Source organism: Paenibacillus sp. FSL H8-0104, assembly GCF_038050215.1.
GTDB lineage: Bacteria > Bacillota > Bacilli > Paenibacillales > Paenibacillaceae > Paenibacillus > Paenibacillus amylolyticus.
The window spans coordinates 5,411,285-5,435,173 of the sequence record NZ_JBBOTC010000001.1 but is presented as its reverse complement, the minus strand read 5'-3'; the positions used below and the strand labels follow the sequence as shown (position 1 = coordinate 5,435,173).

General features: G+C 45.9%; 21 protein-coding genes. 18 read left to right on the top strand and 3 right to left on the bottom strand.

Features of this window, described 5'->3' with window-relative positions:
• Nucleotides 1-49 precede the first annotated feature (49 nt).
• The 5 genes from ruvB to yajC all read left to right on the top strand — a co-directional run bounded on the left by ruvB (nt 50) and on the right by yajC (nt 5,847).
• Nucleotides 50-1,060 carry a Holliday junction branch migration DNA helicase RuvB gene (gene ruvB, locus NST38_RS23910; RefSeq protein ID WP_036616868.1) on the top strand — a complete coding sequence of 337 codons (1,011 nt, stop codon included), beginning with the start codon at nt 50-52 and terminating at the stop codon, nt 1,058-1,060.
• Nucleotides 1,061-1,165: 105 nt separating this feature from the next.
• Nucleotides 1,166-3,253 carry a SpoIID/LytB domain-containing protein gene (locus NST38_RS23905; protein WP_101314554.1) on the top strand — a complete coding sequence of 696 codons (2,088 nt, stop codon included), beginning with the start codon at nt 1,166-1,168 and terminating at the stop codon, nt 3,251-3,253.
• Nucleotides 3,254-3,259: 6 nt separating this feature from the next.
• Nucleotides 3,260-4,288 (top strand): tRNA preQ1(34) S-adenosylmethionine ribosyltransferase-isomerase QueA, encoded by a 1,029-nt coding sequence (gene queA / locus NST38_RS23900; protein ID WP_076252968.1) that lies wholly within the window; start codon nt 3,260-3,262, stop codon nt 4,286-4,288.
• 43 nt (nt 4,289-4,331) lie between these two features.
• Complete coding sequence (gene tgt, locus NST38_RS23895) at nt 4,332-5,468, top strand: tRNA guanosine(34) transglycosylase Tgt (RefSeq protein ID WP_036616872.1); 1,137 nt, start codon at nt 4,332-4,334, stop codon at nt 5,466-5,468.
• 67 nt (nt 5,469-5,535) lie between these two features.
• On the top strand, nt 5,536-5,847 hold the full coding sequence (yajC, locus tag NST38_RS23890) for a preprotein translocase subunit YajC (protein WP_036616875.1): 312 nt from the start codon (nt 5,536-5,538) through the stop codon (nt 5,845-5,847).
• A gap of 124 nt (nt 5,848-5,971) precedes the next feature.
• Here the strand turns inward: yajC and NST38_RS23885 are convergent, their stop codons facing one another.
• Nucleotides 5,972-6,364 carry a TIGR04086 family membrane protein gene (locus NST38_RS23885; RefSeq protein ID WP_036616878.1) on the bottom strand — a complete coding sequence of 131 codons (393 nt, stop codon included), beginning with the start codon at nt 6,362-6,364 and terminating at the stop codon, nt 5,972-5,974.
• Between the two features lie 228 nt (nt 6,365-6,592).
• Here NST38_RS23885 and NST38_RS23880 point away from each other — a divergent pair, with 228 nt between their 5' ends.
• Complete coding sequence (locus NST38_RS23880; protein WP_076253003.1) at nt 6,593-7,306, top strand: YetF domain-containing protein; 714 nt, start codon at nt 6,593-6,595, stop codon at nt 7,304-7,306.
• 3 nt (nt 7,307-7,309) lie between these two features.
• Here the strand turns inward: NST38_RS23880 and spoVB are convergent, their stop codons facing one another.
• Nucleotides 7,310-8,932 (bottom strand): stage V sporulation protein B, encoded by a 1,623-nt coding sequence (gene spoVB / locus NST38_RS23875; protein WP_076252967.1) that lies wholly within the window; start codon nt 8,930-8,932, stop codon nt 7,310-7,312.
• Between the two features lie 227 nt (nt 8,933-9,159).
• Between spoVB and NST38_RS23870 the strand changes: the two genes are divergently transcribed.
• The 6 genes from NST38_RS23870 (at nt 9,160) to NST38_RS23845 (ending at nt 15,671) form a co-directional block, all read left to right on the top strand.
• The gene (locus tag NST38_RS23870) at nt 9,160-9,399 is read left to right on the top strand and encodes a post-transcriptional regulator (RefSeq protein WP_036617497.1); all 240 of its coding nucleotides are present in this window, start codon (nt 9,160-9,162) and stop codon (nt 9,397-9,399) included.
• A gap of 91 nt (nt 9,400-9,490) precedes the next feature.
• A complete protein-coding gene (secD, locus tag NST38_RS23865; protein WP_076252966.1) occupies nt 9,491-10,741 on the top strand; it encodes a protein translocase subunit SecD in 1,251 nt (416 codons plus the stop codon).
• Entirely contained in the window at nt 10,731-11,639 is a 909-nt protein-coding gene (gene secF / locus NST38_RS23860) for a protein translocase subunit SecF (RefSeq protein WP_076252965.1), read from the top strand. The genes secD and secF overlap by 11 nt, the downstream gene beginning before the upstream one ends.
• A gap of 73 nt (nt 11,640-11,712) precedes the next feature.
• A complete protein-coding gene (locus tag NST38_RS23855) occupies nt 11,713-12,672 on the top strand; it encodes a cation diffusion facilitator family transporter (protein WP_076252964.1) in 960 nt (319 codons plus the stop codon).
• Between the two features lie 40 nt (nt 12,673-12,712).
• The gene (gene recJ / locus NST38_RS23850; protein ID WP_076252963.1) at nt 12,713-15,121 is read left to right on the top strand and encodes a single-stranded-DNA-specific exonuclease RecJ; all 2,409 of its coding nucleotides are present in this window, start codon (nt 12,713-12,715) and stop codon (nt 15,119-15,121) included.
• A gap of 37 nt (nt 15,122-15,158) precedes the next feature.
• Nucleotides 15,159-15,671, top strand: a complete 513-nt coding sequence (locus tag NST38_RS23845; protein WP_017686780.1) for an adenine phosphoribosyltransferase — start codon at nt 15,159-15,161, stop codon at nt 15,669-15,671.
• A 153-nt stretch (nt 15,672-15,824) separates the two neighbouring features.
• Here NST38_RS23845 and uraA read toward each other — a convergent pair whose 3' ends face one another.
• Entirely contained in the window at nt 15,825-17,141 is a 1,317-nt protein-coding gene (uraA, locus tag NST38_RS23840; RefSeq protein ID WP_036674549.1) for a uracil permease, read from the bottom strand.
• Nucleotides 17,142-17,514: 373 nt separating this feature from the next.
• On the opposite strand from uraA, the gene NST38_RS23835 reads away from it, so the two are divergent.
• The 6 genes from NST38_RS23835 to NST38_RS23810 all read left to right on the top strand — a co-directional run bounded on the left by NST38_RS23835 (nt 17,515) and on the right by NST38_RS23810 (nt 23,635).
• Nucleotides 17,515-19,692, top strand: a complete 2,178-nt coding sequence (locus tag NST38_RS23835; protein WP_036616894.1) for a RelA/SpoT family protein — start codon at nt 17,515-17,517, stop codon at nt 19,690-19,692.
• 12 nt (nt 19,693-19,704) lie between these two features.
• Nucleotides 19,705-20,166 (top strand): D-aminoacyl-tRNA deacylase, encoded by a 462-nt coding sequence (gene dtd / locus NST38_RS23830; RefSeq protein WP_076252962.1) that lies wholly within the window; start codon nt 19,705-19,707, stop codon nt 20,164-20,166.
• Between the two features lie 76 nt (nt 20,167-20,242).
• Nucleotides 20,243-20,410 carry a hypothetical protein gene (locus NST38_RS23825; protein ID WP_156946186.1) on the top strand — a complete coding sequence of 56 codons (168 nt, stop codon included), beginning with the start codon at nt 20,243-20,245 and terminating at the stop codon, nt 20,408-20,410.
• 266 nt (nt 20,411-20,676) lie between these two features.
• Nucleotides 20,677-21,183 (top strand): type 1 glutamine amidotransferase domain-containing protein, encoded by a 507-nt coding sequence (locus NST38_RS23820; RefSeq protein ID WP_076252961.1) that lies wholly within the window; start codon nt 20,677-20,679, stop codon nt 21,181-21,183.
• 104 nt (nt 21,184-21,287) lie between these two features.
• Nucleotides 21,288-21,734, top strand: coding sequence for a hypothetical protein (locus tag NST38_RS23815; RefSeq protein WP_076252960.1), 447 nt, complete (start codon nt 21,288-21,290; stop codon nt 21,732-21,734).
• 632 nt (nt 21,735-22,366) lie between these two features.
• Entirely contained in the window at nt 22,367-23,635 is a 1,269-nt protein-coding gene (locus tag NST38_RS23810) for an SEC-C metal-binding domain-containing protein (protein ID WP_076252959.1), read from the top strand.
• Nucleotides 23,636-23,889: the final 254 nt, after the last annotated feature.

Below are 23,889 nucleotides of genomic sequence, written 5' to 3'. Positions count from 1 at the left end.
TTGCATATTATAATATAGCTGTAGCCTGCAAAAAAAGGTAGGGATGAACATGGATGACCGGATTATTTCCGCGAACCTGATGATGGAGGACCAAAATGTTGAGTTGAGTCTTCGTCCCCGGTATCTGAATGAATATATCGGGCAGAATCAGGTGAAGGAAAATTTAAAGATATATATTGAAGCTGCCAAATTTCGTAATGAGGCATTGGATCACGTTTTGTTATATGGACCACCTGGACTTGGTAAAACAACACTTGCCAACATTATTGCCAACGAATTGGGCGTTAATTTACGAACTACGTCAGGCCCGGCCATTGAACGCCCGGGTGATCTTGCAGCATTGTTAACCAATCTGCAGGAAGGCGATGTCTTGTTTATTGATGAGATTCATCGTTTGCATCGTACGGTTGAAGAAGTCATGTACCCTGCTATGGAAGATTCGGCATTGGATATTATGATTGGTAAAGGTCCAAGTGCACGTTCCGTTCGGCTGGATCTGCCGCCATTCACTCTGATTGGGGCTACAACGCGTGCTGGATTGCTGTCTGCTCCACTTCGAGATCGATTTGGTGTTATAAGTCGCTTGGAATTCTATACAGTTGATGAGCTGGCTTATATCGTCTCACGCTCTACCGAAATTTTGGGTGTAGAGATTGTGGGAGATGCTGCGCAAGAGATTGCATTGCGCTCACGTGGGACACCAAGGATTGCGAACCGTTTGTTAAAACGAGTACGCGACTTTGCACAGGTACGTGGTGATGGGATTATAACGCAGACACTGGCGGAAGAAGCGCTGCAACGTCTCCAGATCGATCCACGCGGATTGGATGACATTGACCATAAGATGCTCAAATCGATGATCAACAGCTTCCGGGGAGGTCCCGTAGGATTGGATACAATTGCTGCTACAATCGGTGAAGAAAGTCAGACGATCGAGGATGTCTATGAACCGTATCTGCTTCAGATTGGTATGATTCAGCGTACACCAAGGGGCAGGATCGTAACTGATCTCGCCTATCATCATTTGGGTCTTCCTGTTCCACCAAGAGACGGGAAATAATCAAATCTGTTGAATATGCTCATTTGAACATTCATCATAAACATTGAAATAATCACGTGTTAACCCGATATAAAATGAAAGAAATGCATGGAGAGGAGTCTGATTGTGGGAAAAGCAATACGAACGAAGAAGTGGAGTCGTCGATTGAAGGTACTGGCGGCAGCTCTTTTGACAGTGGGTTGTTTGCAAGTGCCTGCGTATGCAGCAGCAAATGATGGACAGACGATCCGGGTTGCCATGTTTGCAAATCTGGGTAGTACGTATAAATCAACTACACCACTCATTACGCTTGAATCGACGGGACAATGGAGCATCCAATCGGAGAGTGGCGCAAATGTAAGCCTTCCGGCAGGGCAAGTCCGTTTCAGTGCAGATGGATTCCGAGTGAAAGTGTTGGAAACAGCGGATTTCAAGGCAGCATCTGCAGCAGCAAAATTGTTGCAAGCAACAGCGGATAAGCCTTTGCTGTTCACAACGTCTGTGAATGGAAATGCCATTTATCAGCTCTACACAGGCAACTATGCAACGGAGGCACTTGCTGGACAAGCTGTTACACGGGTACAAAAGGTAGCAGCAGCTCAATTGGCTGGTCAAAAGCCAGCTGTAACGGGAAGTAAACGCCTGTCTGCTGGAACCTATGGTTCGATTCAGGAAGCAGAGGCAGCACAAGCCAACCTTTTATCAGTAGGAGTTAGTAGTGTCAATCCAGTCCTTCAACTGAGTGGGGGAAGCCAAGCATACGCGGTATGGGTGGGTGAAGCTTCAACGGATGCGGAATTAACCGCATTGAAGAACAGTGTGGAAGCCAAAGCTCCAGGGGTAAGCCTTTCACCTGTCAACAATAGTGCAGGGCTCATCATCCGCCAGGATGCAGGATTAAGTACGGATGCACTCAAAACAGCTCCGCATTACACCATTGCAGGTACTGAATCCAAAGCATTGGTACAAGGGAATGGCAATGGTATCAAAGTAGTGGAACGTTCCCAGCGAACGTATCGTGGAGATATGGAAATCAGCATCGTAAGTGGTGATCTGGCGTTGGTCAACGTTGTTCCACTGGAGCAATACCTGTACTCTGTCGTAGGGGCAGAGGTGTATTCCTCCTGGCCTGCTGAAGCTCTGAAAGTTCAAGCCGTAGCTGCTCGATCCTACGCGCTTCAACAGGGTGAACGTTTCAAAATTGCGAATGTTGTGGATACAACGCTCAGCCAAGCCTATAACGGGATTGGTTCGGAAAACGATAAAGTAACCAGCGCAGTGGATGCAACTGCTGGAGAAGTGGTCAAGAGCGGTGGTAAAATCATCGAAGCTGTGTTCTCCTCCAATGCGGGTGGACAGACTGCGCATCCTTCTGAAGTATGGAACGGTGGAGCAGGTGTTTTCACCAATGTAGTTAGTTCGGGAGATACATCAGCCCAGGCAGGATTACATACGTGGTACCATGTGCTGCTGGGTACAGGTGTTAGTGGGTACATTCGTGAGGATAACATCAAAGAATTAACAACCAAGACCAATGCGGGACTGGCAAAAGTAACGGTAACCGCTCAGAACACCAATGTGCGTGCCGTTCCGTTAATTCAATCCACCGTTGAACCTGTAGCTAAAATGAATCCAGGCAACGAAGCTGTTGTGTTGGCAAAAGTTGCTCAATCCAACGATTATGCTTGGGTGAGAGGACCTTTCACGTCTGCCCAGTTGGTTAAATCCCTTCAGGGTAAAACAACAGCGTCTGTTCCTGCTTCAATCTCAACCTTGGAAGTGACCAAGCGTGGACCTTCCGGAAGAGCACTTGAAGTCACTGCCAATGGACAGGCTATGACGGTGAAATATGCCGATACATACCGCTCTGCGCTCGGTGGATTACCGAGCACTTTATTTGATATTGCAGGGACCGGAAGTTATACTGTATTAGGCGCTGACGGCAAAACAGCCAGTAAAACCGGCTCAAATGGTGCCTCTGTATTGTCTTCTTCTGGCGCAGGAACATCATCCGGTAATGCACTTGTGGTTATGAGTGGTGATGGTCAAGCGAGAGCGGTGACGCAGGGTCAGACCTTCATGTTCATCGGTCAGGGCAATGGCCACGGATTGGGCTTGTCCCAATGGGGAGCCAAAGGCATGGCAGATGAAGGGTATGATTACCAGGCAATATTGAAACACTATTATCAAAATGCGACTATTGTTAAGGAATGAAACTAAATGAATGTGAACTTATATGATTTTGAATTACCAGAGCAATTGATAGCACAGACGCCGTTACTTGATCGCACGGCATCCCGTTTGCTTACCTTGAACAAAGATAGTGGTGAGATTAATCATCAAACGTTTCCTGATATTATCGATTTTCTGAATCCCGGTGATACATTGATTCTGAATGATACACGCGTTCTACCAGCCCGTCTGTTCGGTACAAAAGAAGATACCGGAGCAAAAGCGGAAGTGTTATTGCTCAAAAATGTGGAAGGCGACAAGTGGGAAGCACTGGTTAAGCCGGGTAAAAAGCTGAAAGCCGGTTCGGTCATCGTATTTGGTGATGAATTGAAGGCAATCATTGAAGAAGAGGGCGAGATGGGGGCACGTACACTTACGTTTACGTATGATGGAATCTTTCAAGAGATTCTGGATCGTCTTGGTGAGATGCCGTTGCCACCTTATATCAAGGAGACATTGGATGACCGCGAACGGTATCAGACCGTGTATGCCAAGCATGAAGGATCGGCGGCTGCACCTACAGCGGGACTGCACTTTACGGATGAATTGTTGGATCAGATTCGTGCCAAAGGTGTTAATGTCGCCTTCATTACGCTTCATGTAGGACTGGGAACATTCAGACCAATGTCGGTTGATGTTGTTGAAGATCATGTTATGCATGAGGAGTATTACTCCTTGTCACAAGAAACGGCAGATCTGATTAACCAGACTAAAACGAATGGACACCGTGTTTTTGCGGTTGGGACAACGAGCTGTCGGACTTTGGAAACGGTAGGCAGCAAATTTGAAAATGGAATACTGCAAGCGAGCAGCGGATGGACCAGCATTTTCATCTATCCGGGCTATTCCTTCAAAGTGATCGATGGGATGCTTACGAATTTTCATCTCCCGAAATCCACGTTGGTTATGTTGGTTAGTGCACTAGCAGGCAGGGAACATATTATGCAGGCATATGAGGAAGCCATCCAAGAGAAATACCGGTTCTTCAGCTTCGGCGATGCCATGTTGATATATTAGTATAACGGTATAACGATTAACTTTTAGAGGATGATTAAAACCAATGGCAGCAATTACGTATGAACATATCAAAACTTGCAAACAATCCGGTGCACGTCTGGGACGTGTACATACACCTCACGGTATTATTGAGACACCAACCTTTATGCCTGTAGGTACACAGGCGACTGTCAAAACAATGAGCCCTGAAGAGTTGAAAGAAATGGATGCTCAGATTATTTTGAGTAATACCTATCACCTGTTTCTGAGACCAGGACATGAAATCATCCGTGAAGCTGGCGGGTTGCACAAATTCATGAACTGGGATCGTCCAATTCTGACGGACAGCGGCGGATTCCAAGTGTTTTCTCTCAGCGAGATGCGCAAAATTACGGAAGAAGGCGTTAACTTCCGTTCTCATCTGAATGGAGACAAGAAGTTCCTTTCTCCTGAAGTGGCGATGGAAATCCAGAATGCACTTGGCTCCGATATTATGATGGCGTTTGACGAATGCCCACCGTATCCGGCTGAATATGAATATGTAAAAAAATCACTCGAAAGAACAAGTCGCTGGGCAGAACGTTGTCTCGAAAGTCACGCTCGTCCGCATGACCAAGGTCTGTTTGCCATCGTACAGGGAGGCATGCATGAAGATCTTCGCCGTCAGAGCGCCGCAGATTTGACTTCCATGGATTTCCCGGGGTATGCTATTGGTGGACTGAGTGTTGGAGAACCGAAACATTTGATGTATGGTGTATTGGATTATACGTTACCTTTGTTGCCGTCCAATAAACCACGTTATTTGATGGGGGTAGGTTCGCCCGATGCGTTGATTGAGGGATCTATTCGTGGAGTGGACATGTTTGATTGTGTTCTGCCTACTCGGATTGCCCGTAACGGAACAACGATGACCAGTCAAGGACGTCTGGTAGTTCGTAATGCCAAGTTTGCAACCGATTTTGGACCATTAGATCCTGAATGTGATTGCTACACTTGTCGTAACTATTCCAGAGCTTATCTGCGTCATTTGATCAAAGCAGATGAAACATTTGGCCTGCGTTTGACAACGATCCATAATCTTCATTTCTTGCAGAATTTGATGCGTAATGTACGTAAAGCCATTATGGAAGATCGTTTGCTTGATTTCCGGGATGAATTTTTCGATCAATATGGTCTTCATGACAATGACAAAGGTTTCTGATTGAATTTTTGAGGAAACCGGCGTAACAAGTAATATCTGTATGTATAGTCGATAAGGGGGAGTTTGAATGTTTCAAGGAATGCCTCTAGCAGGAGCGCAAGGCGGTGGGATCGTATCTTTGATTGTACCTTTAGTACTCATGGTTGCGATTTTCTACTTCTTAATGATTCGTCCACAGAACAAAAAGCAAAAGCAACGGAATTCCATGCTAAGCCAATTGAAAAAAGGCGATAAAATTGTAACGATTGGTGGCCTTCACGGTACGATCGCTGAGATTACGGACGATGTGGTTGTATTGCGTGTAAACGATGTAACTAAGCTTACATTTGACCGTAATGCAATCAGCACGGCTGTAGCTCGTGATACGGCTGTTGAATAGTTACTGTAACATAGAATAACGAGGGTGCGTTTGTGGCGTATTCCCTAGTAGAGAACCGGATCTCCTTGGAGACCCGGTTCTCTTTTTGATTTATGAGGGAAGGTCGATGTTCTGTACCAGTCAGCTAGGAGCGATGCGTATTAACACCGAACATGCCACCGAGAGCTGAAATGAAGAACGCGCTAAGCAGTTGTAAACTATCCTTCCAATTAAACGAAGCATCCAGCGCGAGAAATCCGATCAACAGCACAAGGAGTCCATATACGATTCCGGTAATCCCTCCGTAGTACCATCCTTTTTCACCAGAACGTTTGCCTGCGACAAAACCACCTACCAATAATGACAAGCCATGAACAACATAGGTATACAACGAGAGGTCCTGTTCCCGCATTCCGCTCATCCAGAGAAACAAGGAGAGAATAAATGCCCCGATAAACATCCATACAAAAGCCTGACAGAGGCCTGACAGAATCGGATTGGACACTCGAAACGAAACCAAGCGGCGGATCAATTGCATGAAGCAACCCCCTTGTACAAGTTATAAGTTAATACAGTGTATGGTCAAGCCTTCGGACTTATGAACTGTTTTCCATTAAATGAACGGATTATTTCTGCATGAGCATGTAAGGTTCAGGTCAAAATAGGGATTGCACTACCCAGCTAACTGTTAAAAACTCAGTTTCGAAGGAGGACCCCTGTTGTGAACTTCCCAGATGTCGGATCACATATCTTTCGAACCATTCTCATGTACTTTCTGGTGTACTGTGCAATGAGGGTTATGGGTAAACGTGAGATTGGTAAGCTATCCATGTTTGATCTTGTTGTCTCCATTATGCTTGCTGAAATGGCTGCTTTTGTCATTGAAGATATTGATAAACCGCTCTCTCACGGGATTGCCCCCATGCTTACCTTGATCATTGTACAGATCGGAATGGCGTTTATAGGTCTTAAAAGTCGGCGTCTTCGCCTGATAATTGATGGCAAACCTACTGTTTTGATCTCCAAAGGCGTTCTTCACCGGGATGAGATGCGGAAGCAACGATATAATCTGGATGATCTATTGCAACAACTCCGTGAACAGAATGTAGACAGTATTGGTGAGGTTGATTTCGCTATTTTGGAGACCACAGGCAAGCTGACCGTGTTTCCCAAGGATGAGAATACTTCTAACGGCAGCAGTTCTTCCGGCTCTGATTCAGAAGGGGCTTCTTCCGGTAAATCCAAAACAGAGAAAAATCAGATTGACGGATTTCCAAATATCAAATATGAAGGTCTTCCACTCCCCTTAATTATGGACGGAAAGGTCCAGGATCAGAATCTGGAGATCATCCAGAAAACGAGATTTTGGCTGAAAAATCAAATTCAACAGAACGGAATTATGGATTTCAAAGATGTATTTATATGCTCCATTGACCACAATGGGAAGATATATGTCAGTCCAAAAGATGATAAAAAATGAAAATCATTTGCCTGAGCGGCGCTTGAACCATGAACCAATCAAAGGAGCACGGGATAGATCATGAAAGTCAATCATTTTGGTCCAGCCCATGACGATGAAATACACGATAAGCCCGACAAAAGGAGCGAGAAGCATCCTCACCCAAAAAGGCAATATCATGGCAGTCTCTTCGTATACGAGTAGGGTCGCCGCTCCCATGATAAACATTCCTGCACCCGTCTTGACCCAATCCAAAATTTTGAAGCGGAACTGTAGCAGGCTACGTACGCTTTGGGCATGTAACAGGGTAACTACCGTAGAATTCACACAGATGGCGATGACTGCACCGAAGATGCCATATTCAGGCCGGGACGCAAGCGTTAGAATCAACGTAATTTTGATAACAGCACCGATAAACGTATTTAGCAATGCTTTGCCCGGACGGTCAAGAGCTTGTAATGCAGCTTGAAGAGGAGCTTGAATATAAATGAACAAAGCAAAAGGAGCCATTAGCTTCAGCATGCTTCCGATCGATGCATCATTATACAGAACAAGACACATCGGTTCGGCAAGCACATACATAAACACGGAAAACGGAGCACCTGTCACAAGTGCCAAGCGTAATGCCTGATGCATTCTTTTGTGAATCAGTGCGCGATCTCCCTGAGCAGAAGCTTCGGACAGTGAAGGCACAAGTGATGTCGCGAGCGATGAGGTTAGTGCCCCCGGCAGCAGCAACAGAGGAATAATCATACCTTGTAATGCACCATATTGTGCTGTAGCGAGTCCTTTGGATATGCCTGCCAGAGCCAGACTCTGGGCAGTAACGATGGTTTCGGCCAAATAGGATAAGGAGCCAACCAATCGGCCTGCTGTAACAGGAATAGAGATTGCAAGCAAACGCCGGATTAATCCCGGCTGTGGAGTACCCGTTTCTTTCAGAACTGAAGGTATTGGGTTTAAAGGTTTGGCTGTGAGATTGGACATGTTCTGTTGGTTAGCGAGCGGTAACTCTTTCTTCTGCCTGTTATACTTCCACAACAGTATAAGCATACCGCCGAATTCTCCAACGAGCGCTCCCAGCATGGCACCAGCAGCAGCTTGGGCAATACCGTGGGGGAGGAGAAGCCAGGCAAACCAAATGACACAGACGATACGAATGATGGTTTCAACAATGGATGAAATGGCAGTAGGCATCATGTTTTGCTTACCTTGGAAATACCCTCTGTAGACAGCAGATACGGCGATAATGGCAATCATGGGGCTCATACTAACGAACGTATGGTATACCCGCTCATCTGTGAGCACGTACTTGGTAACCCAGGGTGCAAACAGGATGCACAAAAACATGAATACAACACCCAGGGTCAACGTAAAGCTTAAGCTTACCTGCAGGATTCGCTGGGGGGAATAACGATTGGCACCGGTATCAGCTTCGGCTACGAGCTTGGCTACGGCGAGCGGAATACCACCCGTAATTAATGTCACCAGTACGATAAAAAAGGGATAGCTCAATTGGTAGATGCCAACACCTTCTGCACCAATGACTCGTGGCAGCGCAATGCGCGGGATGAAACCAAGTATTCGATTAATTATGCCTGCCGCGAGCAGGATCATGGCCCCCTGGATAAATGTCTGTTTCTTCAAGACTACCCCTCTTTCCCGGTTGAAAGTACAGGCTATCAACATAAACGGGACAAAGCCGTTGTTCTTCATCCTATGCCAGTCCTTTATCTTCTCATGACAACTTGGACACGATTAACAAAAAGAACCATATTCAGCAAGAAGGAATATGATCAGGCGAAGTCGAATCATGTAATATTGATGCCGCATAAAGGCTTGGATGTACGAAGGGAGGCTCCCCGTTGGAAGAAATGAATGATGTGGAGTTGGAACAGTCAATAGAGATGCTCTGCCGTAGCAAAGCGGAGGAATTAAGGCTTGTAGGTTACGAATATGTCACCAGCAAAGATGTCTGGAATTGCGTCAGTCATAAATATGAAAAACAGGGCATTCCACCGCTTCACCAGCTGGTGAACGACATTTTGTCACTGAAAGCAACAAGCTTTATGAACTTTATGACCGTGTCTGCATACCGGGGGTCCTCTTTCTAGACGAAAGGGATCTTTTTTGTTGAAAATTGACTGCTTTTTACGGCATCGCTATAATAGGAATATTGAGAACGAAAGGGGATCTAGGAACGGCATGAAAAGAATTATCAGTTTCATTCTGGTCGTGCTTGTCACCACAGGGGTAATGGTGGGAACAAGCCCGGAACTGCTCAAAAATATACGCTTGGGCCTTGATTTAAAGGGAGGCTACGAGATCTTATATGAAGCAGAGCCGCTCGAAGCAGGTCAACAAGTCACCAAGGCATCTTTGGTGCAAACGGCCAAAAGCCTTGAAAGCCGCGCCAATGCGCTCGGAACAAGCGAACCGGAGGTAACCACTGAAGGAAGCAACCGGATTCGATTGAAGTTGGCAGGGGTTACGGATGAGGCTGAAGTTAGAGCCAAAATGAAAGAACCTGCTGTTTTGACCTTCCGTAGTAAAGCAGAGAACGACAAGGAAGGCGAATACACCAAAATTGAGCTTCGCGGAAATGAATTTGTTGAGAATGCAGCCAAAGTTGTGTTCACTCAATTGAATGAGCCGATGATTGACATTCAAGTGAAAGACAAAGCCAAATTTTCCGAGATCACCAAACGTTTGATCGGACAACCTCTCGCGATTTATTTGGACGATGAGCTGCTCTCTGCTCCAACCGTTAGACAACAGTTGACAGATGGTTCCGCTCAGATTTCGGGTGCTTACACACGTGACGAAGCAAACCAGCTTCGTGACACCATTAACCTGGGTGCATTGCCACTGAAACTTACAGAGAAGTATTCACAAAGTGTTGGTGCAACACTTGGTAAGCTTTCTCTGGATCAGACCATTAAAGCAGGATTGATTGGTTCCGTTATTATTCTAGTGTTCATGATTGGGCTTTATCGCATTCCTGGTATTATTGCGAGTTTTGCCTTGATCACACATACGTGGCTGGTACTTGCAATCTTCTATATGGGAGAATTCGTACTTACCCTCCCAGGTATTGCGGCGTTTATCCTGGGTATAGGGATGGCGGTCGATGCCAATATCATCACGTACGAACGGATTAAGGAAGAGATGCGAAGTGGTAAGTCGATTTTGTCATCGGTTAAAGCGGGGAGCAAACATTCCTTCCGTACAATCATTGACTCCAATGTCACTACCATTATTGCGGCCGCTGTTATGTTCTTCCTGGGTACAGGTGCGGTTAAAGGTTTTGCACTCGTGCTGATCTTTGATATTGTCACCAGTATCATCACGAATATTTTCTTCTCCCGCTTCCTGTTGACCCTGCTCGTACGGGCTAACGTGTTGAAGAAGCCTAAGTACTTCGGAGTGAAGGAGAGTGAAATTCGTGCGCTTTAATTGGAATTATAATTATGTTAAAGGTAGTAAGATTGCCTATATCTTCTCGATTATTCTTACGATTACGGGGATCATCAGCATTCTGGCTTTGGGTTTGAATTATGCAGTTGATTTCCGTGCTGGATCGAATGTGGATATTTCGGTATCCAAAGCAATCACAGCGGAGCAGATTAAACCTATCGTTAAGGACATCGGTGTTGATGAGGGTGATGTTACCATTACACCGGGGGCTGACCGTGTAAATGTTCGTTTCTCCAATGAACTGGATGAGACCCAAGAGAGCAAATTTAAACAGGAATTTACCAAACTGGATGCATCTGCTTCCTATGAAGTAAATACCGTTGATCCAGAGATGGCCAAAGAATTGGAGCGCAACGCGATCTACGCGGTACTCATTGCAAGTATCGGGATCATGATCTATGTTGCGATACGGTTTGAGTGGCGCTTTGGTTTGGCTGCGGTTATCGCACTCTTCCATGATGCATTTGTTGTAATAAGTGTGTTCTCTATCTTCCGGTTGGAAGTCGATCTGACCTTTATTACTGCAGTATTGACCATTGTCGGGTTCTCGATTAACGATACGATCGTTATCTTTGACCGGATTCGTGAGAATCTGCGTTTTGCCAAAAAGACAACCAAAGCCGACCTACGCGAGGTAGTCAATCGCAGTTTGGCTCAAACGATGACACGTTCCCTGAATACAACATTCACCGTGTTTGCAGCTTCAATCTGTTTGTTCATATTTGGTGGAGAATCCATTCGCATGTTCTCGCTTGCGATGGTTATCGGAACACTGTTCGGCGCATATTCTTCAATCTATATCGCTGCCCCACTATGGCTGATGCTCAAAGGTAAACAAGTGGATAAGCCAAAAACAGTAGCTAAAGAATCTAACTAAACATCTTATTGTGAAGCCGCGTCTGCCAGGCGCGGTTTTGCAACTTTATGTACAGAATTAAGGGGGAATATTCATGACCAGAGAACATATCCCATCTGCTCAGGCTGCCACATGGAGCGGTATTGCCGGTAATATGGGACTTGCGGTGATCAAAGCGGGAGTTGGTTATATGGCAAACAGCAAATCATTGCTCGCTGACGGCTTGTATTCTGCTTCTGAAGCTGGTTCTGCCCTGGCTGGTCTCTTTCCCTCCAAGTCTGTACGCGATAAGAGCAAGGCTCGCAGGGGACGGTTTAAAGAACATTCACGTGTTGCTAGACCGGGAATCTCAGTATTGTTATCTGTGCTGATTCTGATGGGTGGATTACAGCTTGCCATCTCTGCATTGGGTAGTCTCTCCGGAAGTGAACCGGAAGCACCCGGCAAGTCGGTACTTTTGGTGGCTGTTGCAGCTTTGGCTGTGAAAGAAGCGATTTTTCAATTTCAGTACAGATATTTCCGTAAACGAAACCAGTCTCAGGCGCTGGCCTATGCACAGCAACATCGCCGTGCACTCTATTGTTCGCTCACCGTGTTAATCGGCATTATAGGATCGATGGCTGGTGAAGAGACGGGTTTGAGCATGCTGCTCTACCTGGACCCCACGGCTGCGTTGATTGCTTCCTGTTTTGTGCTTCACAAGGGTTACCGAATGATTGTGGACACAGTCTATGGTTCACTCGTTCAGGAACTGGAGCAGGAAGAAGCGTCCGATTTCAAAGAGACTGTACAGCGGGTATATGGCATCATTACCATTGAGCATTTGGTTGCACGTGAACAGGAACATGACGTTACGATTGAGCTGGTCATTAGTGTGAATCCGAGGATCTCGATACTGGAAGCACAGGAGATTGCAAATCGTGCCAAGACTCTACTGTTAACCCGATTTAGTCATGTGAAAGAAGTACAGATTCAAGCGATACCTTATGATCCAGGTTATCCCTATAAATCCAATCATGAACTGCCCGATCACGAAGCGACATTAATTCAGTAGTGAAGCGCGGGTCCAGTAGATCAGGAAAGGAGCGTTATCATTGCTTTATTCGCAATACCGGTGGAATACACCGAATATCGATTTGGAGGCGGCTGCGGGACTCTCGCAGGCGCTTTCCGTTTCACCCCTTGTTGGACGTTTGCTTGTGAGTCGAGGAGTGCACAATGAGAAGGAGGCCGAACGTTTTTTGCATCCTGACCTGAATCAGATGCATGATCCCTATCTGCTCCTCGGCATGAATGAAGCTGTGCCACGTATCAAGCTGGCATTGGAGCGGGAAGAACATATTTTGATCTACGGGGATTATGACGCTGATGGCGTATCCAGCACATCGCTCATGATCCATTTGATGCGTCATCTTGGGGCTTCGTACGATATATATATCCCTCATCGCTCGAATGAAGGGTATGGATTGCACAACCATGCGTTGGATTGGGCCCATCAACAAGGCGTTTCATTGATTATTACCGTGGACACCGGAATCAGTGCTGTTGAACAGATTGCCTATGCGGCCACGCTGGGCATCGAAGTCATTGTGACAGATCACCACGAGCCGCCTGAAATTTTGCCCGAAGCCTTTACACTTATTAATCCAAAACTTCCGGGATGCCCGTATCCTTTTAAAGGTTTGGCAGGAGCGGGAGTAGCCTTGAAGCTCGCTCAGGCATTAATCGGGGAAGTGCCCGGTGAATGGATGGAGATTGCCGCCATCGGCACCGTTGCCGATCTGATGCCTTTGGAAGGGGAGAACCGGGTTATTGTCAGTTATGGAATAGAATCGATGCGTGGTTCACGTCTTCCTGGTGTAAGTGCATTGCTGGAAATCAGTGGTGTGGATCAGAGTCAGGTGACTTCGATTAATATTGCCTTTGCCATGGCACCTCGTATTAATGCCAGTGGACGTTTGGATCATGCCGGGAGAGCGGTATCGCTTCTCACCACCGAGAATCTGGATGAAGCTCATACGCTTGCGGGCCAGCTTGATCTATTGAATCGGGAGCGGCAGCAAGTCGTAGAGGGCATATTACAAGAAGCAACGGCACAGTTGGAACAAAAGATACAGCTTCGTTCAGGATCCGTTCCAGATGTAATCGTATTGGCTGGTGAGGGCTGGAACGTTGGAGTGGTTGGTATTGTGGCTTCCAAATTGCTGGAGCGTTATTACCGACCTACACTTATCCTTGGGATCGATCCAGAGAGCGGTGTCTGCAAGGGCTCTGCACGCTCCATTGAGGGCTTGGATATCTATCAGGCACTCACAGTCAATAAACACACTATGGACCATTACGGGGGACACCCTGCAGCAGCAGGTATGACCTTGCATCGGGATCAGCTGGAAGAACTTGAGGCTGGTTTGAATGAGTTTGCTGCATCTGTATTAACTGAAGAGGACTTTGTACCTCAACGTCTTGCGGATGATGAATGCAGAATCAGTGATGTTCCGCTGAAAGTGATCCAGGAGATCGACAGATTGCAGCCTTTTGGAATGAGCAATCCTTCGCCACGGTTTGTATTGAGAAGTGTGACTGTGAAGGAAACCAGAACGATGGGACGAGAGAAACGCCATCTGAAACTGGTTCTGGAACAGGATGGTCAGCAACTGGAAACCGTCGCTTTTGGTAAGGGAGCGTTAGCAGAGTTTCTTCTCCCAGGTTCCGTTATTGATGTGATGGGAGAACTGTCCATCAATGAATGGAATGGGATGAGAAAACCTCAATTGATGCTTCAGGACATTCATGTTCCTCAGGTCCAAGTGTTTGATTTGCGCGGTAATGCCGAGCCATTAAATGCGATGAAACATTTCTTGAGCTCACTTGAGGTGCATCTGCGATATAAATCTGGTTCTGTTGGTGCTATTGTTCGGAAAGAAACAGATGTTTCCGAGGGAAATTCATTGTATGAACCTTGCCTTTGGGTATATGATAGAAAGGTCGGGTTATTTCCGTGTAATGCTGCTGCACAGCATTATGGACAGGAACAAGTCCGGACGTTATTTGTGTTTGATACGCCGGAAACCCCGGAACAACTTAATGCCATGCTGGCTTTGTTCAGTGGAGCTGAGAATATCATCCTTCTGCACGGATCAGGCAACCGCCGAGATCGCCTTCAGATGCCTTCCAGAGAACTCTTTAAGCGTATTTATATGCAGGTGTTGAAATGGAAAGCTGAACCCGTGGAGGAACAAGAGATTACTCCTGTGCTCAGTCGTCAGTGTGGTTGTTCGCCGCGCATGATTACGATGATGTTGGATGTATTCGAAGAGTTATCCTTCATTACCCGTGATAACGGCAAAATTGCGTTTGTGGATAACCCGCCTAAGCGTGAACTAACCGCTTCACGTCACTATCAGGCGCTCGAAAATATGGCCGAAATAGAACAGGTGATGCTGGATGCAGCCACACCGCAACTGACACAATGGATGATATCCCGGATGAAGGGCGTATCTTAGATGGAAGTTTGTGTATTTATTTTAGGAGGAGATTATTTTGGATTTTAAAGATTATATTCGTGTCATTCCTGACTTTCCACAACCGGGAATCAGCTTTAAGGACATTACAACATTGTTGAAGGATGGAGAAATGTACCGCAATGCGATCAATGAACTGAAAGTGATGGTTTCTGATCTCAAAATTGACGTTATTGCTGGACCTGAAGCACGTGGTTTCGTTGTGGGCGCCCCTCTGGCATACGCTCTTGGTGTCGGTTTTGCTCCGATTCGCAAAAGTGGAAAACTGCCTGGAGAGACGATTGAAGTTGGTTATGATCTCGAGTATGGCAAGGATACACTCGCGATGCACACAGATGCGATTGAAAAAGGTCAAAATGTCCTGATCGCAGATGATCTGCTCGCAACGGGTGGAACGATTGCAACTTCCATCAACTTGATTGAACAATTGGGTGGGAAAGTTGTCGGAGCTGCCTTCCTGATTGAGCTGTCTGATCTGAATGGTCGTGCTAAATTGCCAGAAATCGATGTATTCACATTGATGAATTATTAAGCTGCAATCTCCACATGTACCGCTGTGACGAAACATGAATTGTTTTTTCCGTTTCCCGGGAAATAATATACAGCATTAATGATTATCAAAAAGCCTGTTCTTCCAACCGTAAGGTTAGGGAGAACAGGCTTTTTGATGTGTATACGATGGAAGTTAATCGGGCGTTTTTTCAGTGATAGGCTGTTTACGTGAATCGTCATTCAACCAACCCAGCACTTCAAACAGTTTGAACAACAAGCTCATCAGGATTCCGACGATGGTTGCCAATGCCATCCCTTTCAGATGAACGCCATAGAAGGTAACTTCTGTACCACTCAGTCCAATGACCAATACAAGTGTAGTAAGCAGCAGATTGGTCGGTTTGGCAAAATCGACTTTCTGTTCAACCAAAATACGCAGACCAGATGCTGCAATAACCCCGAACAGAAGCAAGGATACGCCACCCATAACTGGCACAGGAATATTGGCTACAAGCGCCGAGAATGTTCCTGAGAAGGAGAGTACGATTGCAATGACTGCTGCGCCACCAATGACATATGTGGAGTATACGCGAGTCAGGGCCATTACACCGATGTTCTCACCATAGGTTGTATTGGGAGTAGATCCTACAAACCCGGACAGAATGGTGGAGACCCCATTACCAAGCAGGGAACGATGAAGCCCAGGGTCTTTCGAAAGATCTTTGCCTACAATGCTGCTCGTTACAAGCAAATGTCCAATATGTTCAACGATAACCACAAGCGCTACAGGTAAAATGGTGAAAATAACGGACCAGTCAAATGTAGGCGTTGTTACGGTTGGTAGTGAGATGAAATCAGCGTTTCCAATAGCCTGTTTATCAACCAGACCCATAGAATAGCCAAGGATATAACCGACTACAATACCGATTAGAATATGAATGATTTTGGGGAATCCACGGAACGTTACGGCACCAATGACAGTGATACCAAGCGTGGCCATGGATAAAATGATTGGTTTGGCTTGAGGTGCCCAGTTGGGATATTTAAGGATATCGGGATTAATCAGACCTGCCATTCCGGCAGCCACGGGTACAAGCTCCAGTCCGATCAGAGCAACGATGGCACCCATAACCGCTGGTGGGAAGACAACATTGATCCATCCGGTACCCGCAAATTTAATAATGAGGGCCACGAAACAGAAAACAAGTCCTGTTATGATAAAAGCTCCAAGTGCCATGGAGTAGCCATTCTCAGGATGTTGTTTTAATACCATTGTGACAGGTGCAATAAAGGCAAAGCTTGATCCGAGATATGCTGGAATCTTTCCTTTACACATCAGTATGTACAACAGTGTTCCAATCCCGTTCATCAGCAGGATCATACTTGGATCAACACCGAACAGGTTGGGTACAAGTACGGTACTGCCAAACATGGCGAACAAATGCTGAAGGCTAAGCAGTGAACCTGAGCCAAGTGGCATCTTTTGATTAACCTGAATTTCGCGTTGCAATGAATTTCATCTCCTTTTCCGAAACACAAACTTTCAATAGATTACAGAGTTTCTCTTAATTAATCAATAACATTTTTGACGTAGCAAAGCGATGGATTTTATATTTTCATGAATTTTCCTTCTATTTCAGCAAATAACGGCAATAATACATAAGAAATAAGAAATACATCCAATCCCCTGTGAGTCATAGGGAAACGGGATAGAAGTAATTCAGATCACCAATATAAAAATTGGATAAGCGCTCTTATTCGTCAGCAGTTGACGGGAAACGGGCGAAGCGTCATAATTATAGGAAATTACTTTTACGGGGAACCTGTGTTGCAGCACTGTCACGGGTTCCATTTGGTATAGAAAGGACACGGAACAGATCAGAATGGGCATAGAGCAATTACTCGAGAAGGCCGGGGCATATATCAAAGAACCCGATCTGGTGCGCATACGAGAAGCTTACGAATTTGCTGATCAGGCCCACCATGGACAGACGCGAAAATCGGGAGAACCGTATATTCTGCATCCGCTTGCGGTTGCCGACATTGTTGTGAACATGCAGATGGACACCATCTCCATAATAGCAGCGCTTCTTCATGATGTAGTAGAGGATACTACGGTCTCACTTGAAGAGATCCGCAATCATTTCGGCAATACGTGTGCCATGCTTGTTGACGGCTTGACGAAGCTGGAACGTATTCAGTTTCGCTCCAAGGAAGAACAGCAGAACGAGAACTACCGCAAAATGTTCATCGCCATGGCGCAGGACATCCGTGTCATCGTGATTAAATTGGCTGACCGTCTGCATAATATGCGGACACTCAAGTTTCAGTCGGAAGAAAGCCAGCGCCGGATTTCATATGAAACGCTGGAAATTTTCTGTCCGATTGCAAACCGTTTGGGTATCTCTGCAATCAAATGGGAAATGGAGGACATCGCCCTCCGTTATTTGAATCCGCAGCAGTATTACCGAATTGCAAACCTGATGCACAAAAAACGTGCGGAACGTGAGCAATATATTGATACGGTTATGGATGGAATTACGAACAAGCTCGATGAGATGGGGATTCAGGCAGACCTTTCTGGCCGTCCGAAACATATCTACAGCGTGTTCAAGAAAATGACCACCAAGAACAAGCAGTTTAATGAAATTTATGATCTGCTTGCTATTCGTATTATTGTGGATAATATCAAGGATTGTTATGCTACCTTGGGAATTATACACACGCTATGGAAACCGATGCCTGGACGCTTCAAAGACTACATTGCGATGCCAAAGGCGAACATGTATCAATCGCTGCATACAACGGTAGTTGGTCCCAATGGCGAACCAACAGAAGTACAGATCCGGACATGGGATATGCACCGGACTGCTGAATTTGGTATTGCTGCCCACTGGGCCTACAAAGAAGGCGCTGCGAACGGAAATCATTTTGAAGACAAGATTACGTTCTTCCGTGAAATTCTTGAACTTCAAAACGAAGCACAGGATGCATCAGAATTCGTAGAGTCACTCAAAATGGATTTCTTCTCGGATCTGGTATTTGTATTTACGCCAAAAGGAGAAGTCATCGAATTGCCAATCGGCTCTGTTCCTTTGGATTTTGCTTATCGAATCCATACGGAGGTTGGTAATCGGACCATTGGTGCCAAAGTAAACGGTCGGATTGTTCCGCTCGATTATCATCTGAAGACAGGTGATATCATCGAAATTTTGACGTCCAAACATTCTTACGGACCGAGCCAGGACTGGATGAAAATTGCGAAATCTTCTCATGCACGAGCGAAGATCAAGCAATGGTTCAAAAAGGAACGCCGTGAAGAAAACGTTGAAAAAGGTCGGGAGAGCTGTGAGCGTGAACTGAAGCGCATGGGGCTTGATCCTTCTGCATGGATGACGGATGACAAGTTGATGGAAGCTGCCAAAAAATATGCGTTTAACGATATTGATGACATGCTTGCGGCTGTTGGATTCGGTGGGATTACTGCTGCACAGATTGTAACCAAAGCAACCGAAAAACTGCGTAAAGAGCAGGAAGAGTCCAGTTTGCTGGAATTAAATTCCGAGATGCGCGAGCTGAAACCTGCGCCTGAACGCAGAAATCGACCAACCAACGGTATTCGTGTTAAAGGCATCGATAATCTGCTTGTTCGATTCGCACGATGCTGTAATCCTGTACCTGGAGATGACATTATCGGATACGTTACACGCGGACGCGGCGTTTCCGTACACCGTAGTGACTGTCCGAATATCCCGACAAGTGCAGACGGTGAAGAAGCAGCACGTGTTATTGAGGTCGAGTGGGAAGAGAATATCGAAGCAAGTTACAGTGTGGATATTGAGATTACAGGCCATGATCGGAATGGCTTGCTCAACGAGGTACTTCAGGCTGTATCTGAAAGTAAAACCAACATATCTGCCGTTACAGGACGGACAGATAAAAATAAATTAGCATTGGTGCACGTCACAATTCTGATTCGTAATACGGATCATCTGCAATCCGTTGTAGAACGGATCAAACGTGTGAAAGATGTCTATTCGGTGCATCGGATTATGCAGTAAGGAGCCTGTAAGATGAGGGTGCTTGTACAACGCTGTAAAGAGGCTCAGGTGACCGTGGGAGACGAGCTGACAGGTAAGATCGAATCCGGATTAATGCTGCTCGTGGGCATTACCCATGAGGATACTGAGAAGGATGCCCAGTATCTGGCTGACAAAGTTAGTGGGTTGCGGATATTTGAGGATGATCAGGAGAAGATGAATCTCAGTCTGCTTGATGTTGGCGGTGCTGTATTGTCTGTTTCCCAGTTCACCCTGTACGGAGATTGTCGCAAAGGAAAGCGCCCGAGCTTTGCGGCTGCGGCCCGACCTGAAGCGGCAGAACTGTTATATGAAACGTTTAATCAACTGCTACGTGATAAAGGTATTCAGGTTGAAACCGGGCGTTTCGGAGCGATGATGGATGTAACATTTACCAACTGGGGACCCGTGACTTTGATGCTTGAAAGTCCGATTCGTCAGGAACCACGTGCATAATTCCATGGGGTTCAGGCCATAATAAGGGATAATTCGTTGATGACTATTTCATGATCAAAGGAGTATCCATCCAATTATGCGCCAATCTGCGAAAGAAACACGTACCCGTACAGAACCTTTGTTACTCCCTGGTAACCTGTATGAATCATTGCACCTTGCCCGTTCGGCTGCTGAGTATGTTGCAACGATCTGGGCACTTCAGGATTCGGACAAAGGGAAGCAGAGTCATCTTCCGCGATCTTGAATGTTTACACAGGGATATAAACATCCGATATTTGGATTATACAGATTGTGAAAAAGTCCTGATTCCTTCCCGAATCAGGACTTTTTGTCGTGAGTAGAACTTTTTAAGTGTTCGTTTGACGACTTCGTTACAAAATGAAATTACATTGAATTGTTATAAATTGCTCTGGTGAGGGTAATAACAAAACGAGGCACAACGAAGTGCCAATGTACTGCAAGACCCGATTTTATAAAGAAAGTTCGAACACGGAAAGGAGAACATACGTTATGAGTAAAGTTGCTTTTTTATTGGCGAATGACTTTGAAGATTCGGAGATGCAGGTCCCGTATGACGAAGTAAAAAAAGCTGGACATGAAGTAGAGATTATCGGATTAAAAGCCGGTGAGACCCTTAAAGGTAAAGGAGGAAAGGCCTCCTATACCACAGATAAGGCGATTGGTGATGCATCCGCTTCAGATTATGATGCAGTCGTGATTCCTGGTGGATCATCCCCTGAGAATTTGCGAAGTGATGCGCACATCTTGAAATTTGTCACCGAGATCAACAGTGCGAAGAAACCAATTGCTGCGATCTGTCATGGTCCGCAAATTTTGGCTAGTGCCGGTCTGTTGAAAGGCCGCACCATTACATCCTATCCACCACTTAAGGATGATATGGTAAACGCAGGAGCAAAGTTCAAGGATCATGAGGCCGTTGTGGATGGAAACTATATTACATCCCGAACGCCTGAAGATGAGCCAGCGTATGTACGTGAACTGCTAAAAGTTATATAACTTCAGCCAGTACAACTGACATACATTGATGTATCTTAACTACGTTACATCGTGGGGTTACCAAACTTCACGTTGCATCTCATTCCGAAAAAGGAGGGTTTGACATGACAAAACATATTCAGGCGTATTTTCGAACCGAGGACGAGGCAGAGGGAGCAAGAACTTCACTTCAGACGTTCCGTACAGAGCATTTGGAAGTAGGTCAACTGGATAGTGCGATAGGTAGAGACACGCGTGTTATGGTGCCACTGGTGCCTTATAATACAGCAGGTGGCGTAGGCACCAACGGAGCAATGGGTGTAGGTGCAGCCCCTGGTGTTCCAGCCAGCGAAAATGTGATCCCTGTGGTAGCCAATGTGGACCGTGATGCAGAACGGGATACTCGTGACAGAGTGAATGAGGATGGAGACCTGCTGAATGCTGCAGATGTGTCTTCGGCGGATTATAATGATCTGCATTATGTTCTGTCTGCCAAAGTAAGGGATGAGGATTATGACGAGATTGTTCATAAGCTTCGTTCCAACCATGCCTATGTGGAAGATTTGAATTAACGTGTAGATACTTCTTGGCCCTTGCACTGCTCGACTACACAGTCGAGTGATGTGCAAGGGCTTTTTGATCATGAGGATATTAAAAAAACTAATTTATAAAGCGCTATCATTTTTGTAATATTACTGTAATATTACATACATAAGCCTTTAACATAGTGGGCTTATAATAACACACATGACCCCCTTTTTTTATATATCCTTTGAGCCTGCACACCGTGTGCAGGCTATTTTTTTTGAGCTGAGAATGTGTATGTTTTGGGTAGAGCTTACCCCTTTATTCAATTTTTGCTAGAATAGAGAGATGGGTTTATATATTCTACAGCGAATTGTTTTCATAGTTGGGCTACATTGGACGGTAAATCTAGCTCCAGCGATTGGGTTCAGGCGAATCCAATCCTATGACAGAGAGTATGAGGAATTCATCGCCAGAGTGATCCGTCATATTCCAGATGAACATATACTCGCTGAAACGGCCCCGCCTTTTTTATATAAGTACGGGGCAGCGGTTTCTGCTTGATCGATGGAATTTGAAAGTAATATAGAATGCCTCGTTTGAGAAATGACACCTACAATGCTAAAGCAACAGAGTTCTCATGCGAATGGCTAGAGACAGATTTAAGGGGGAATTAGTTTTGAGTAAGATTGGAAGAAATGATTTATGCCCATGCGGTAGTGGGAAAAAATATAAGAAATGTTGTCTGAACAAGGAGTCCTCTGCAGTAGAATCCATACTGGGGATAATATCAACGGAGCAGCCGGTCCGGGAAGCCTCCATTCAGCCTGAGAGCAAACTGACCTTGACCAAGCTGAAAAAGATGGTGGCAAGCGATTTGAGATGGGAGCACCCGGCTCACGAACAGCTGGCCCTGCAGACTATTGAGAACATGAGGAACCAATATGAGCCAGAGGTAATTTTGGAAGCTCTGGTGTTATGGAACGGCTACTCCCGTCAGACCCGCCCTACTGTGAAGAAGACAGGCTCGTTCTCTGCTGCAATTGAGTTTTTGCTGTCCGAGGAATACGGCTTCAATGTCACAAAGGCTGAGCTGGCTGATAAATATGAGGTAACGACAGGCACGATCTCCCGGAAGGTTAAGGAGATGAATAGTTACATCGAAGAATACGGCATGGGCGGTGAAACGGACGAGCTATTGATGCTGAACGGTCCAGGCACATCGAAAGACAAAGCACAGGCTCTGCTGTCTAAGGCGAGGGAAGCGAGCTCTTCCAAACGGAGAGTACATCTGGCGGAAACAGCGCTGGAGATGTTTCCTGACAGCTCTGATGCGTATCTTATTCTAGCTGAGGAATCGGACAATGAGAATGATGCACGATCTTACCTCAAGGAAGGAATCGCTGCTGGCAAACGTGAACTGGGCGAACTGTTCTTTGAGGAGAACAAAGGGGACTTCTGGGGGCTTCATGAGACTCGTCCCTATATCCGGATATGCAAAAGTTATGCCGAATCCTGCTGGTTTGGCGGAGATACGAATGAAGCAGCACAGATTCTGGAGCATATGCTGGAGCTTAATACGGAAGACAATACCGGAGCACGTTACCTGCTCGCTGCTGTGTATTTGTACAGCAACCAATTGGAACAGGCAGAGCAATTGCTGGAGGAGTATGGAAGAGGTGACGCCGCAACGGCCTTTGCCTATGACAAGATCATTCTGGAATATAAGAAAAACGGAATCACCTCCCAGCTCAAAATGCTGTACCGTGTGGCCCGGGGTGTGAACAAACATGTGCCTGATTACCTGTTGGGTTTGAAACGGCTGCCGCATAACCTCCCTGACTTTGTCGGCATGGGCGACTCCGACGAAGCGATTGAATATGTCATTATGCATTCCCGTTTATGGGCGAGCGCGCCGGATCTGTTGAAGTGGATGCTGCAACAATAGAGAAATAAGAAGCGAATAGAAGTTGGAATTCATATGATGAATCCAGCTTCTATTATCCGTGATTTCTGTCACTCCCCCATCCGGTGCAGCGTGTTAGCAAAATTTTTTTAGAGCTATCTTTTCGTGTTAACCCTTGACTTTAGCACTGCGGTTCATTACAATCAGAAAATAATACGTTGACTATAGTCAATACAAGTCGATTTTTGAACTATATTACTGATTTGATGACGGGACCAAGTACTCCGTGCCCACAT